Origin of the sequence: Actibacterium ureilyticum (assembly GCF_002285435.1) — a bacterium.
GTDB classification, from domain to species: Bacteria; Pseudomonadota; Alphaproteobacteria; order Rhodobacterales; family Rhodobacteraceae; genus Actibacterium_C; species Actibacterium_C ureilyticum.
Window position 1 is genome coordinate 247,840 of sequence record NZ_NSBT01000024.1, and the last position, 13,557, is coordinate 261,396.

The window sequence follows — 13,557 nt, forward strand, 5'->3', positions numbered from 1 at the left end:
CCCCTAGCCTTGCATCAACTGATGGCCGATCCGGCCCGCGGCAAAGGCCAGCCGCCCGGCCACGAATGTCGCCCCGACCCGTCGGTTCGCACTGTCCACCACGATCAGGTCCGCGCGCTTGCCCGGCGCCAGCTGCCCCCGGTCATCCAGCCCCAGGATCGCGGCGGGACCGGCGGAAACCAGCGGCCAGGCATGCTCCAGCGGCAGACCCCGGTCGCCCAGCGCAAAGGCCGCGCGCAAGGGCGCGGGATAGTGGTAATCCGACACCAGCGCATCGCCGATCCCGTCCAGGATCAGCTCGATGGCGCTGACATTGCCCGCGTGGCTGGCGCCGCGCATCACATTGGGCGCGCCCAGAATCACCGGATCGCCCGCGTCCTTTGCGGCCTGCGCGGCGTCGCGGGTTTCGGGAAACTCGGCAATCCGCACGCCCATTTCGCGGAAGCCCGCGCGAACCTCGGGCGTGGCATCGTCGTGACTGCCCAGCAGAACGCCCTTGGCCAGCAACCGCTCCGACAGGGCGGCCAGCGCGGCGGGCACCTGGTCGCGGCGCGCATGCATGTCCTGCATCAGGGCCAGATGCGCCTCGGGGCTGCGGCGGGATTTCAGCGCCTGCCCGGTCAGGCGCGGCGGCTTCTTTCCGGCGGCCAGTGCATCATGCGGCAGATGATCGTTATAGACGACATAGCCGATCCCGGCCCGGTCGATCAGCGCCTGCACCCGGTCGTAATCGTCCAGCATGTGGGTTTCGAACCGCAATTGCAGCCGCATGTCGGTCAGCAGCCCGGGCCGCGCCACGGCCAGCGCGTCGACCATGCGCTCGGCGAAATCGGGGCGGCGCATCCCGCCCTCATAGGAATAGAACTGCGCCAGAACGGCGGTGGTGATGCCCTGCGCGGCCAGTTCGGCATCCAGCGCGGCAAAGCCCGCGCCCAGATCGGTCATCGCGCCGCGCCGGGGCGCCAGGTGGCGTTCGAACGCATCGCCATGCAGATCGACAATGCCCGGCAGGATCAGGCAGCCGGACAGATCGACCTGTCGCCCGCCACCGCCCGAAATCCGACCACCGCCCATGGCGACGGGGCCGTCATCCCAGCCATCGGGGCGCAGCACGCGGGCGCCGGTCAGTTCCAGTTCTGGCAAATCCATAGGCCCCTATTGCCCGGCCCCGCGCGCAAAGAAAACCCCGCGTTTCAATAGTTCGCAAAGCTCGCACGAAGGTGATCGGCAGCGGCCTGTACCGGGGGCGCGGGATCGCCGGTGACGATCATGCCGCGCATGTATTCCGGCAGGGGCGGCAGGTTCAGATCGGCCCGCGCCATGACCACATCGCCCCCCAAAGCGGACCGCGGGATCGGCGCGATGGCCAGATCGGCCATGATCGCGGCCTTCTGCCCGGCCAGATGCGCGCTCAGGAACGCCACGCGGTATTCACGGCCCTGCGCCTCCAGCCCCTCGGTCGCGTATTTGCGCCAGACGCAGCCCTCCTCCCAGACCGAAATCGGGATCGGGTTCTGTTCGGCGGCCACCCCGCCCTTGCGCATGGCCCAGACCAGCTGTTCGGTAAAAAGCGGCTCGGCGCGGCTGTCGCCCGGCTGGCACGAGATCACGGCGATGTCGATCTGGCGCGCCCCGACCCGTTCGATCAGACGGCTTGTGCCATCGACCACCACATTCACCACCACGCCCGGATGAGTGCAGGAAAACCGCTGCAATGCTTCGGTCAGGTGCCCTTCGACCGCGTCGTCGGGCGCGCCGATGCGCACCTCGCCCACCAGACCGGGGTCGATGAACTGGGCCATCAGGTCACGGTTCAGCGCCAGCATCCGACGCGCGTGTTCGACCACACGCTCGCCATCGGCGGTCAGCGCGACCGACCGGCTGTCGCGGATGAAAACGGGGCGGCCCAGCAGATCCTCCAGCCGCTTGACCTGCATCGACACGGCCGAGGGCGTGCGCAGAACCTGTGTGGCGGCGGCCGAGAAGCTGCCGCTGTCGGCGATGGCGATCAGGGTGCGCAACAGGTCCAGATCCAGCAGGGGCACCTGTGGGGTGGCATGAACATTCACGGATCCGCACCTTTCAATATTAATGAACGATAGATGCAAATCTATTCGTTTGATTGAACTCAGGCAAGCCCTCATCTTGGCATCAGATGCACACAGCCAAGGAGACACCCGATGTTCCATCTGACCCGCGATATGTTTTTCCTGACCCCGACACGTCCGCGCGCCGCACGTATCGGCGATCTGGTCGATACCCTGCGGCGGCGGCTCCGCGCCCGCGCACAACACCGCCAGAACCGCGCCGCGTTCCGCAACCTTCTGTCCAAGGACGACGCGATCCTGCGCGATATCGGTGTCACCCGCGCCGATGTCGAACGCGCCGCCGGCCTGCCGCTGTCGCAAAACGCCGCGCAAGAGCTGCGCCGCATGGCCTTGCACAGCCACTGATGCCGCACGGATACCTTTTCCCCTGACTGGCCCGCCAAATGGCGGGTCTTTTTTTTGCGCCGCCGCCATTGAAACGGGTTTCGCCGCACATATAGTTAGCATCATAACTAAATACGGAGCCCCCCATGACCCTCAGCGTTTTTGCCACCATCACGCCGAAACCGGAATTTCGCGATCAGGTTGAAGCCTCGCTCAAGTCGATCCTTGCGCCCACCCGCGAAGAGCCCGGATGCCACCGGTTCGAATTGCACGCCGGGAACGACGGCGATGCGAACCTTTACCTGGTCGAAACCTGGCAGGACGAGGCCGCGTTGCAGGCCCATTATGCCGAACCCTATATTACCAGCGTTTTCGCCAGCTATGGCGACTGGCTGGCCCACCCGCCCGCGGTGATCAAGATGACGCCGGTGGCCTGATGTTCTTCCTCAAGGACCTGCCGACGCGCCAGATGATCGACGGCTATGCTGCGACCTATGACCATGTCGATCCAGACCAGACCAATGCCGCGCTGCACCTGTTGCGCGATGCCAGCCTGCTGATCCGGCGGATCGAGAAATACCTGGCCCAACACGACCTGTCGCAGACGCAGTTCCTGATCCTGATGATCCTGCACCGGGACAAGACGCGCGACCATCACCTGGCGGCCGAAATCGCCCAGAAGATGGATGTGTCGAAACCCGTGCTCAGCACCGCGATGAAATCGCTGCTGCGCAAGGGGCTGATCGCCTATGGCGACAAGATCGACGATGCCCGCGCCAAGCCGGTGCAGATCACACCAAAGGGGGCCGCCGCGCTGGAGCGGCTGCTGCCCGACTATTTTCGCATTCTGCAATCCGACCCCGGCGATGCCGGACAAGACACGAAGGAAAGACCATGACGACCAAGACCGTACTTCTGACCGGCGCCAGCCGTGGCATCGGTTACCTGACCGCCCAGACCCTGGCCGAGGCCGGGCACCGCGTTTACGCCGGGATGCGCGAACTGGCCGGGCGCAACGCCGAGACCGCCGCCACGCTGTCGCAATGGGCGGCGGAGCGGGGGCTGGAGCTGATCCCGGTGGATCTGGACGTGACCGACGATGGCGCGGTGCAATCCGCCGTGTCGATGATCGAGGCACGCCAGCCGATCGACGTGCTGATCAACAATGCCGGCGTCATGCCCGTGGGGTTGACCGAGGCCTTTACCCCCGCCGACGCCCAGCGCTGTTTCGAGGTCAACGTGCTGGGCGCGATGCGCTGCACGCGCGCCGTTCTGCCCTTCATGCGGGGGCGCCGGGCCGGGCAGCTTATCCACCTCAGCTCGACAGCCGGGCGGGTCGCGATCCCCTATTTCGGGCTGTACTGCGCCAGCAAATGGGCGCTCGAAGGCTATGCGGAATCGCTGCACTATGAAATCGAGGGGCTGGGCATCCGAACCACCATCGTCGAACCCGGCGGGCACCGGACCGATCTGGTCGACAACCCGCCCGCACCGGGCGATCAGAACTGCCTGAACAGCTATGACGGTATGGCCGACGGGCGCGACAACCTGCTGCAGATGTTCCACAGCCTGTTCGACCGGGGCGAAGAGATCAACGATGCCGCCAACGTGGCCCGCCGCATCGCCGATCTGGTGGCCAGCGACGGCCCAGCGCCGCTGCGCGCGCCGGTGGGCGACGATATGGGGCTGCTGCGCATCAACGCGGGCACCGAGGAACCCCAGCGCGACCTGATCACCGCGCTGCGCCCGATGATCCCGGCGGCCTGATCCTGATCCCGCAAAAGCAAAAGGGCCCGCATCGCTGCGGGCCCTTCGTTGGTCGATAAGACCGGGATGGCTTACATCATGCCGCCCATGCCGCCCATGTCGGGCATTGCCGGTGCGCCGGCGCCTTCTTTGGCGGGCTTGTCGGCAACCATGGCCTGGGTGGTGATCAGCAGACCGGCAACCGATGCCGCATCTTCCAGCGCGGTACGGGTCACCTTGGCCGGGTCGATCACGCCGAACTTGAACATGTCGCCATACTCTTCGGTCTGCGCGTTGAACCCGAACGAGCTTTCGGCGCTTTCACGCACCTTGCCCGCAACCACGGCGCCGTCGACACCGGCGTTCTCGGCGATCTGGCGCAGCGGCGCTTCGATGGCCTTGCGCACGATGGTGATGCCGGCGTTCTGATCGGCATTGTCGCCGGTCAGACCGTCCAGAACCTTGCCGGCCTGAACCAGGGCAACACCGCCGCCCACGATCACGCCTTCCTGAACGGCCGCGCGGGTCGCGTTCAGCGCGTCATCGACACGGTCCTTGCGCTCTTTCACTTCGACCTCTGTCATGCCGCCAACGCGGATGACAGCCACACCGCCAGCCAGCTTGGCCACGCGTTCCTGCAGCTTTTCACGGTCATAGTCGCTGGTGGTTTCTTCGATCTGGGTGCGGATCTGACCCACGCGCGCTTCGATCTCGGCCTTTTCACCGGCACCGTCGACGATGGTGGTCTCGTCCTTGGTGATCGCCACTTTCTTGGCGGTACCCAGCATGTCCATGGTGACGCTTTCCAGCTTCATGCCCAGGTCTTCGCTGATGACCTGACCGCCGGTCAGGATCGCGATGTCCTGCAGCATGGCCTTGCGGCGATCGCCGAAGCCCGGTGCCTTGACGGCTGCGATCTTCAGACCGCCGCGCAGCTTGTTGACGACCAGGGTCGCCAGCGCTTCGCCTTCGACATCTTCCGCGATGATCAGCAGCGGCTTCTGCGACTGGATCACCGATTCCAGCAGCGGCACCATCGGCTGCAGCGACGAGAGCTTCTTCTCGTGCAGCAGGATCATGCAGTCTTCCAGCTCCGCGATCATCTTGTCGGGGTTGGTCACGAAATAGGGCGACAGGTAGCCACGGTCGAACTGCATCCCCTCGACCACGTCGGTCTCGGTTTCCAGGCCTTTGTTTTCCTCGACGGTGATGACACCCTCGTTGCCGACCTTCTGCATCGCGTCGGCGATCTGGCGGCCGATTTCAGCTTCGCCATTGGCCGAGATGGTGCCGACCTGCGCAACTTCGTCGCTGTCTTTGACTTCGCGGGCCATTTCCTTGATCGCGTCGACCACTTTCGAGGTCGCCAGATCGATGCCACGCTTCAGGTCCATCGGGTTCAGACCGGCGGCGACCTGCTTCAGGCCTTCGCGCACGATGGCCTGGGCCAGAACGGTTGCGGTGGTGGTGCCGTCGCCGGCTTCGTCATTGGTGCGGCTGGCGACTTCTTTCACCATCTGCGCGCCCATGTTCTCGAACTTGTCTTCCAGTTCGATTTCCTTGGCAACGGTCACACCGTCCTTGGTGATGCGCGGTGCGCCAAAGGATTTTTCGATGACGACGTTACGGCCTTTGGGGCCCAGGGTCACCTTGACGGCGTCGGCCAGAATGTTGACACCGGCCAGCATGCGGTTGCGGGCATCGGTTTCGAATTTGACGTCCTTAGCAGCCATGTTGATTGCTCCTGACTAAATGGAAAATTGGGATTGATCGGCGACTTAGGCGATGATGCCCATGATGTCGGATTCTTTCATGATCAGCAGCTCTTTGCCGTCGACCGTGACTTCGGTGCCGGACCACTTGCCGAACAGGATCTTGTCGCCTGCCTTGACATCCATGGCGATCCGGTCGCCATCTTCGTCCTTTGCACCCGCGCCAACGGCGACAACGATGCCTTCGGCGGGTTTTTCTTTTGCGCTGTCGGGGATGATCAGGCCACCGGCGGTTTTCTCGTCGCTTTCGACACGTTCGACCAGGACCCGGTCGTGCAGCGGAGTAAATGCCATTTTGGAACGCTCCATCGTTCGAGGTTTTCATTTATTAGCACTCACCTCCTTCGAGTGCTAACGCATCGTAGCTAAGGTTGTGACTTTCCAGAGTCAACGGATTTTCCGGGAAAATTCACCCCTTGGCGGGATCGGGCAGCGCGTCGTGATACTGCGCCAGGGCCTGCGCGCCCTTGGGGGTCAACTGATAGATACCGGTTTCCACCCGCTCGAACCAGCCGTAATGATCGTCGCGCATGATCTGCGTGGCCCGCCCCACCCCCGTGGCCCGCGCCACCAGCGCGCCCCTGGTCGGGCCCTGCGCGAACAGGTGCCGCGCACAGCACAGCGCGTCCTGACGATAGGCCGTGACCAGCCCCACCCGCGTCGCCCCGCCGGTATTGGGGTCGCCCACCCGCCGGGCGAATTCGCGCAATAGCCGCTGCTGGCGCCGGGGCGATTTGCGCGGCGTAAAGGGCGCGGGGTCCAGATGCGGCTCGACCAGCCCGTCGCGCAGCCGTACGGTCAACAGCCCCAGCCCCAATCGCCGGCACAGCGCGACATTGTCGGTCAGCGCCTTGCCGAACCGCCGGCCCTGCCCGCGCGGCACCGCCAGATAGACCAGATCGGTGACCGCCTGCCGCGCGACGCCCTGGTGAAACAGGCTCAGGCTGAACCCGGTCTTCAGCTCGACGATCACCGGCGCTTCGCCCTCCCGGCAGGCCACCACGTCAGCCGCGCCGATCTCGGCCTTGACCTCGTATCCCTGGCCTTCCAGAAACGCCTTTACCGGCGGATAAAGATCGGTTTCCTTCGGCCCGGACATCCCCTGCCTTCTCCTTCTTCTGCGATGCGGCAACCGCCCCCGTGACAAGCCCGCGCGCCCGCCCTATAACGGCGCCGAAATTCATCTTATCCGGACAGTGACATGACCATCAAAGTATTCGGCCACAAATCCCCCGACACCGATTCCACCGGCTCGCCCATCATCTGGGCCTGGTACCTGACCGAGGTGCGCGGCACCCCCGCCGAAGCCAAGCTGCTGGGCGAACCCAACACCGAGGCCGCCTTCGTGCTGGAAAAATGGGGTTTCGACAAGCCTCAGATCATTTCGACTGTCACCGCCGAGGATGACGTTGTCATCGTCGACACCAACAACCCTGCCGAACTGCCCGACGCGATCAACGACGCCAACGTGATCCAGATCATCGACCACCACAAGCTGACCGGCGGGCTGGAAACCAACGGTCCGATCGACATCACCATCAAGCCTTTGGCCTGTACCGCGACCATCATGTACAACCTGATGGGCGACAACGCGGCCAAGATGCCCGAAAACATCAAGGGCGCGATGCTGTCCTGCATCCTGTCGGACACGCTGGAATTCCGCAGCCCCACCACCACCGATCAGGACAAGGATCTGGCCGAAAAGCTGGCCGCTGACCTGGGCGTCGACCTGACCGCCTATGCCACCGAGATGTTCGCCGCGAAATCCGATGTCTCGGCCTTTTCGGACGCAGAGCTGATCCGCATGGACAGCAAGGAATACGCCGTGGGCGACACCAAGTTCCGCGTCAGCGTGCTGGAAACCACCGCGCCGGAAATCCCGCTGGGCCGCAAGGACAGCCTGATCGCGTCGATGGCCGATGTCGCCAAGGAAGACGGCGTGGACGAGGTGCTGCTGTTCGTCGTGGACATCCTGAAGGAAGAATCCACCCTGCTGATCCCCAGCGACCTGGTGAAGAGCGTGGCCGAGAAATCCTTTGGCGCCACCGTCACCGGCGACAGCGTCGTTCTGCCCGGCATCATGAGCCGCAAGAAACAGATCATCCCGAACCTCAAGGTCTGACCGGACCGACATAACGGATCGGGTTTGGGGCGCCTTCGGGCGCCCTTTGCCGTTTTTTTACCCCCCTCTTTTTCCCGCACCCTGCCATTTTGGATCAGTTTTCGCATTTGGGGCGCGGAATCGCTTGATCGGCGCAAAATTCGCTCTCTAGTCTTTTCGGATAGTTTATTGATTTGCTTCGGGCTGAGATGATTATTGACTCTGGCGTGCTCTCGCAGGGCACGGAACTCCAATGCGATCTGTGTATTGTCGGCGGCGGTGCCGCCGGGATTTCGATCGCGCTTGAAATGATCGGCACGGGGCTTGACGTCGTGCTGCTGGAAGCCGGCTTCATCGGCTTCGACGACAGGGCGCAGTCGCTTTATGACGGTCCCAATCTGGGCATCGACTCCACCGCGCTGGTCGACTCGCGCCTGCGGATGCTGGGCGGTTCGACCAATCACTGGGCGGGCAATTCCATGCCGCTGGAGCCCATCGATTTCGAGGAACGCCCCGGCATCCCCCATTCCGGCTGGCCGATCACGCGACAGGATCTGGACCCCTATTACCTGCGCGCGCAGGCACGGGTCGAAACCCCGTCGGACGGGCTTTATGACACACCGGAAAACGCCGCGCGGCTGGATTTCAACAAGATCGATTTCGACCCGGCGAAACTGGAATCCTTCATCTTCGCCGAAAGCCCGCCGACCGCCTTCGGCTATGTTTACGAGGACCAGCTGAGGGCCGCGCAGAATGTGCGCGTCATACTGAACGCCTCCGCGCTCGAAGTCGCGACCAACGACACCGCGTCCGAGGTGACGGGCATCCGCGCCTCGGGCCTGGATGGCCCTGAATTCCGGGTGACGGCCAGGAAATACATCCTGGCTGCGGGCGGGATCGAAATCCCCCGGCTTCTGCTTTTGTCGAACGCGGTTCAGACGGCGGGCTTGGGCAATGGCAATGACCTGGTGGGGCGGTTCTTCATGGACCATGCCTCGATACGGCCGCCGATGACCGTGCTGCTGCCGGACAAGGGCGCGCATCTGCGCCCCTATATCGACAGTACCGAGGTCGAAGGCGGCTATCTGCGCGGGGCGATCCGCGCCTCGGCCGATATCTTGCGCAAGGAACAGCTGCCGAATTTCCTGTTCTTCACCTTCGTGAACCCCCAGCGCTCCCCCGGCAAGATCGCCATGCTGCGGCTGAAGCAGGCGCTGCAGGGGCGCGAAATCGACCATCTGGGCATGCATCTGCAAAATGTGCTGACCGACATGGATGGCGCGACCAACGCGCTTTTCCAGAATGTCAGGGGCGACAAGCAGGATCTGATCGACCGCAACTGGTTCGAACCCTGGCTGGTGGTGGAATCCATTCCCGAACCCGACAGCCGCGTGGTGCTGATCGACGAGCGAGACGATATCTTTGGCCAGCGCCGCTGCGGGCTGGACTGGCGTTTCCACGAGGGCACCCTGCCCAGCTATCGCCGCGCGACCGAGATCCTGGCCGAGGAGATGGGCCGCCTGGGCTATGGCCGGGTCTGGAGCCAGATCCTGCGCGATGACAGCGAATGGCCCGGCCCGATCTGGCACGGCAAACACCATTGCGGCACGACACGGATGTCGAACGACCCCAGGACCGGGGTGGTCGACGCGAATTGCAAGGCTCACGGGATATCGAACCTTTATATTTCCAGCAGCTCGGTCTTTCCCACCCACGGCGCCGCCACGCCCACATTGACGATCACGGCCATGGCGATCCGCCTGGCCGATCATTTGAAGGAGGCAATGTGATGACTCTGTCCCTGTCCCGGCGCGAGGCGCTGGCCGGTGCCGCATCGGCGCTGCTGGCCGGATGGCCCGCATCCGCCACCGCCGCCCCGTTCACCGCGCTGGAAAGCGCCGCAGCGATCGGACGCGCCGCACTGGCCGCCGGGGTCCGCCCCCTGTCCGCCGCCCAGGCCGCCCGCCGGATCCGCGACCTGCCCGCGCGCAGCCGTCAGGATTTCGCACGCGGGCGCACCGTGATCGTCGATGGCTGGATGCTGGCCCGGACCGAGGCGCGGTTTTTCGCCCATATCGCCCAGACCGCGGGGTCGTGACGATGCGCGGGCTGATCCTTGCCGTTCTGCTGTTGCTGCTGATCCCCATCATGGGGCGCATCCTGCCGGCCAGCTTCTATACGCTCAGCGCGCTGCTTTTGCTGCTGGCACTGATCTGTGCGCTGGCCGGGCTGCGCCACATGCGGCGCGGGGCGCGGTGATCCGCCCGGCCCATCAAGGGCCGGGCAGTAAAGTTACCCAAGCGCGGCGTCGCAGCGCGCGCAGGTGCCCGGATGGCTGTGGCTGCCCACATCGGGCAGGATCTTCCAGCAGCGCTGGCATTTCTCGCCCTCGGCCTTCTCGAAGACCACGCCGACGCCTTCGACCTCGGGCAGGCGGAACGCCTCGGCCGGCAGCGGGTCGCCGGTCAGAACCACGTCCGAGGTGATGCAGACATCCGCGAAATCCACCGATTTCAGCGCCGCCAGAACCTCGGCCTCGCGCACGTGAACGACCGGCGCGGCCTCCAGGCTGGCACCGATCACCTTGTCGCGGCGCTGGATTTCCAGGGCCGAGGTCACGACCCGCCGCACCCGGCGGATGCCGTCCCATTTGGCCGCCAGCGGCTCGTCCAGCCAATCGGCGGGCGTTTCGGGGAAATCGACCAGATGGACCGAGCTGTCATCGCCCGGGAACCGTTCCAGCCAGACCTCTTCCATCGTGAAGACCAGGATCGGCGCCAGCCAGGTGGTCAGACGCTGGAACAGGATATCCAGCACCGTGCGCGCCGCGCGGCGTTCGGGCGTATCCCCATCGCAATACAGAACGTCCTTGCGCACATCGAAATAGAACGCCGAAAGCTCCACGGTGCAGAAATTGAACAGCGCCTGGAACACACCCTGGAAATCGAACTGGGCATAGCCGGTACGCACCTTGTGATCCAGCTGCGCCAGCCGGTGCAGCACCCAGCGTTCCAGTTCCGGCATGTCGGCGGCGTCCACACGGTCGGCCTCGGAAAAGGCCGAAAGCGAGCCCAGCATGAACCGCATCGTGTTGCGCAACCGGCGATAGCTGTCGGCGACCCCTTTCAGGATTTCGGGCCCGATCCGCTGGTCGGCGGTATAGTCGGTCTGCGCCACCCACAGCCGCAGAATATCGGCGCCGTATTGCTTCACGACCTCTTCGGGCAGGATCGTGTTGCCGAGCGATTTGGACATCTTGTTGCCCTTCTCGTCCAGCGTGAAGCCATGGGTCACCACGTTGCGATAGGGCGCGCGGCCCAGCGTGCCACAGGCCTGCAGCAGCGAGGAATGGAACCACCCGCGATGCTGGTCGGTCCCTTCCATATAGACATCCGCGATCCCGTCGGGCGCGCCATCGGCCCGGTCGCGCAGGACAAAGGCGTGGGTCGAGCCGCTGTCGAACCACACGTCCAGCACGTCAAAGACCTGCTCCCAGTCCTCGGCATTGTACTCATTGCCCAGGAACCGTTCCTTGGCGCCCGCCGCGTACCAGCAATCGGCGCCTTCGGCCTCGAACGCGGCGCTGATGCGGGCGTTGACGGCATCGTCGCGCAGCAGGAACCCGTCATCGGTGGGCAGCGCGCCCTTGCGGGTGAAACAGGTCAGCGGCACGCCCCAGGCGCGCTGTCGGCTCAGCACCCAGTCGGGCCGCGCCTCGATCATCGAATGCAGGCGGTTGCGCCCGCTTTGCGGCCACCATTTCACCAGCTTGTCGATCGAGCTGAGCGCGCGGGTGCGGATGGTGGTGCCATAGGTGTCCTGCCCATCGCCCACGGGCCGGTCGATGGCGGCAAACCATTGCGGCGTGTTGCGATAGATGACGGGCGCCTTGGACCGCCAGGAATGCGGGTAGGAGTGCTTGATCTTGCCGCGCGCCAGCAGGCCGCCGACCTCGATCAGCTTGTCGATCACCGCCTTGTTGGCATCCCCCTCGCCGCCCTTGCGCGACAGGATGTATTTACCGCCAAAGAACGGCAGATCGGCGCGGAAGCTGCCATCGTCCATCACGTTATAGGTGATGACCTGATCCAGCATGTTCAGATCGCGGTAAAGCTCGTATTCCTCCATCCCGTGAGAGGGCGCGCAATGCACAAAGCCCGTGCCTTCGGTGTCGGTCACGAAATCGGCGGCGCGGAAGTCGCGGATGTCGTCCCATTCGCCATTGCCGCCCTCGGCGCCGGCCAGCGGGTGCTGCAAGGACAGACCGGCAAGTTCGTCGGCAGGAACCGTGCGGACGCGCCTCCACTGGCTGTCTTCAAGGCGCGCGCGCTTCAACACATCAGCGGCAAGCTTGTCAGCCAAGATAAACCTTTCACCCACTTCGGCCCAACACTCGTTGGGTGTTCCGGTGACTTCGTAAAGACCGTAGTCGAAGCTTTCACCATAGACGACCGCCTTGTTCGACGGGATCGTCCAAGGCGTGGTTGTCCAGATCACAACGTGAGCATCTTCCAAAGATGGACCATTTCTTTGTTCGCCGCAAATTTGGCCATCAGGCCCAACAGCCAAAAGTGCCGACGGCGCGTCCACGACCCGGAACTTCACCCAGATCGTGAAGCTTTCCTTGTCGTGATATTCGACCTCGGCCTCGGCCAGGGCGGTCTGTTCGATGGGCGACCACATCACGGGCTTGGAGCCCTGATAGAGCGTGCCGTTCATCAGGAACTTCATGAACTCCTCGGCGATGACCGCCTCGGCGTGGTAATCCATCGTCAGATAGGGGTCGGCCCAGTTGCCGGTGATCCCCAGCCGCTTGAACTCATCGCGCTGGATATCCACCCATTCCTCGGCGAACTTGCGGCATTCCTGGCGGAAATCGACGACATCGACATCGTCCTTGTTGCGGCCCTTCTTGCGGTACTGCTCCTCGATCTTCCATTCGATGGGCAGCCCGTGACAATCCCAGCCCGGCACATAGCGGCTGTCGAAGCCCATCATCTGATGGCTGCGCACGATCATGTCCTTGATCGTCTTGTTCAGCGCGTGGCCGATATGCAGGTGGCCGTTGGCATAGGGCGGGCCGTCATGCAGGATGAACGGCTTGCGGTCGCCCGCGGTGTCGCGCAGGCGGTCGTACACCCCGATCCTGGCCCAGCGGTCCAGCCAGGCGGGCTCGCGTTTGGGCAGGCCCGCGCGCATCGGGAATTCGGTTTCGGGCAGGTTCAGCGTGTCTTTGTAGTCAGGCGTATCGGCGCACATGTCCTGTGGTCCTTGGCTCATCTTGATCTGTCAGCGAGGGGCGGCGCGAGGGCTCAAACGCCTTGTCCCGGCGGCTCATGGGTGTCAGAGCGCCGGGTTGGTAATTCGAATGATGATCGCAAATGCGCGTGTCATGAGGGGCGTTATATGATGCGACCGGGGGGCAGTAAAGCATCGTCTGTGTGCAGTTTTGTCACCTCTCGGACCCAACCCGCGCCGGGCCGGAAAAAGGCCTTGCGGTCAGCCC

At 64.2% G+C, this 13,557-nt stretch carries 14 protein-coding genes; 8 read left to right on the forward strand and 6 right to left on the reverse strand.

Going from position 1 to position 13,557, the window contains the following annotated elements:
• Nucleotides 1-3 precede the first annotated feature (3 nt).
• The gene (locus CLM60_RS07305) at nt 4-1,149 is read right to left on the reverse strand and encodes an alpha-D-ribose 1-methylphosphonate 5-triphosphate diphosphatase (RefSeq protein ID WP_095588505.1); all 1,146 of its coding nucleotides are present in this window, start codon (nt 1,147-1,149) and stop codon (nt 4-6) included.
• A 44-nt stretch (nt 1,150-1,193) separates the two neighbouring features.
• Complete coding sequence (locus CLM60_RS07310; RefSeq protein WP_217983277.1) at nt 1,194-2,069, reverse strand: LysR family transcriptional regulator; 876 nt, start codon at nt 2,067-2,069, stop codon at nt 1,194-1,196.
• 111 nt (nt 2,070-2,180) lie between these two features.
• Here CLM60_RS07310 and CLM60_RS07315 point away from each other — a divergent pair, with 111 nt between their 5' ends.
• From CLM60_RS07315 to CLM60_RS07330, 4 genes are all read left to right on the forward strand, one after another.
• A complete protein-coding gene (locus CLM60_RS07315; RefSeq protein WP_095588507.1) occupies nt 2,181-2,453 on the forward strand; it encodes a DUF1127 domain-containing protein in 273 nt (90 codons plus the stop codon).
• Nucleotides 2,454-2,578: 125 nt separating this feature from the next.
• The gene (locus tag CLM60_RS07320; RefSeq protein WP_095588508.1) at nt 2,579-2,869 is read left to right on the forward strand and encodes a putative quinol monooxygenase; all 291 of its coding nucleotides are present in this window, start codon (nt 2,579-2,581) and stop codon (nt 2,867-2,869) included.
• On the forward strand, nt 2,869-3,330 hold the full coding sequence (locus CLM60_RS07325) for a MarR family winged helix-turn-helix transcriptional regulator (RefSeq protein ID WP_095588509.1): 462 nt from the start codon (nt 2,869-2,871) through the stop codon (nt 3,328-3,330). The genes CLM60_RS07320 and CLM60_RS07325 overlap by 1 nt, the downstream gene beginning before the upstream one ends.
• Nucleotides 3,327-4,199, forward strand: coding sequence for an SDR family oxidoreductase (locus tag CLM60_RS07330; RefSeq protein WP_095588510.1), 873 nt, complete (start codon nt 3,327-3,329; stop codon nt 4,197-4,199). Before CLM60_RS07325 ends, CLM60_RS07330 begins: the two co-directional genes overlap by 4 nt.
• A 71-nt stretch (nt 4,200-4,270) precedes the next feature.
• Here the strand turns inward: CLM60_RS07330 and groL are convergent, their stop codons facing one another.
• The 3 genes from groL to CLM60_RS07345 form a co-directional block, all read right to left on the reverse strand.
• On the reverse strand, nt 4,271-5,911 hold the full coding sequence (gene groL, locus CLM60_RS07335) for a chaperonin GroEL (protein ID WP_095588511.1): 1,641 nt from the start codon (nt 5,909-5,911) through the stop codon (nt 4,271-4,273).
• Between the two features lie 45 nt (nt 5,912-5,956).
• Nucleotides 5,957-6,244, reverse strand: coding sequence for a co-chaperone GroES (locus tag CLM60_RS07340; RefSeq protein WP_095588682.1), 288 nt, complete (start codon nt 6,242-6,244; stop codon nt 5,957-5,959).
• A 115-nt stretch (nt 6,245-6,359) separates the two neighbouring features.
• Entirely contained in the window at nt 6,360-7,049 is a 690-nt protein-coding gene (locus tag CLM60_RS07345; RefSeq protein ID WP_095588512.1) for a DUF2161 domain-containing phosphodiesterase, read from the reverse strand.
• Nucleotides 7,050-7,151: 102 nt separating this feature from the next.
• Here CLM60_RS07345 and CLM60_RS07350 point away from each other — a divergent pair, with 102 nt between their 5' ends.
• The 4 genes from CLM60_RS07350 (at nt 7,152) to CLM60_RS20880 (ending at nt 10,310) form a co-directional block, all read left to right on the forward strand.
• Nucleotides 7,152-8,072, forward strand: a complete 921-nt coding sequence (locus tag CLM60_RS07350; protein ID WP_095588513.1) for a manganese-dependent inorganic pyrophosphatase — start codon at nt 7,152-7,154, stop codon at nt 8,070-8,072.
• Between the two features lie 188 nt (nt 8,073-8,260).
• The gene (locus tag CLM60_RS07355; protein ID WP_095588514.1) at nt 8,261-9,841 is read left to right on the forward strand and encodes a GMC oxidoreductase; all 1,581 of its coding nucleotides are present in this window, start codon (nt 8,261-8,263) and stop codon (nt 9,839-9,841) included.
• Nucleotides 9,841-10,149, forward strand: coding sequence for a hypothetical protein (locus CLM60_RS20875; RefSeq protein WP_095588515.1), 309 nt, complete (start codon nt 9,841-9,843; stop codon nt 10,147-10,149). Before CLM60_RS07355 ends, CLM60_RS20875 begins: the two co-directional genes overlap by 1 nt.
• Nucleotides 10,150-10,151: 2 nt before the next feature.
• The gene (locus CLM60_RS20880; RefSeq protein WP_176473820.1) at nt 10,152-10,310 is read left to right on the forward strand and encodes a hypothetical protein; all 159 of its coding nucleotides are present in this window, start codon (nt 10,152-10,154) and stop codon (nt 10,308-10,310) included.
• A gap of 33 nt (nt 10,311-10,343) precedes the next feature.
• Here the strand turns inward: CLM60_RS20880 and ileS are convergent, their stop codons facing one another.
• On the reverse strand, nt 10,344-13,310 hold the full coding sequence (gene ileS, locus CLM60_RS07365; protein ID WP_095588516.1) for an isoleucine--tRNA ligase: 2,967 nt from the start codon (nt 13,308-13,310) through the stop codon (nt 10,344-10,346).
• Nucleotides 13,311-13,557: the final 247 nt, after the last annotated feature.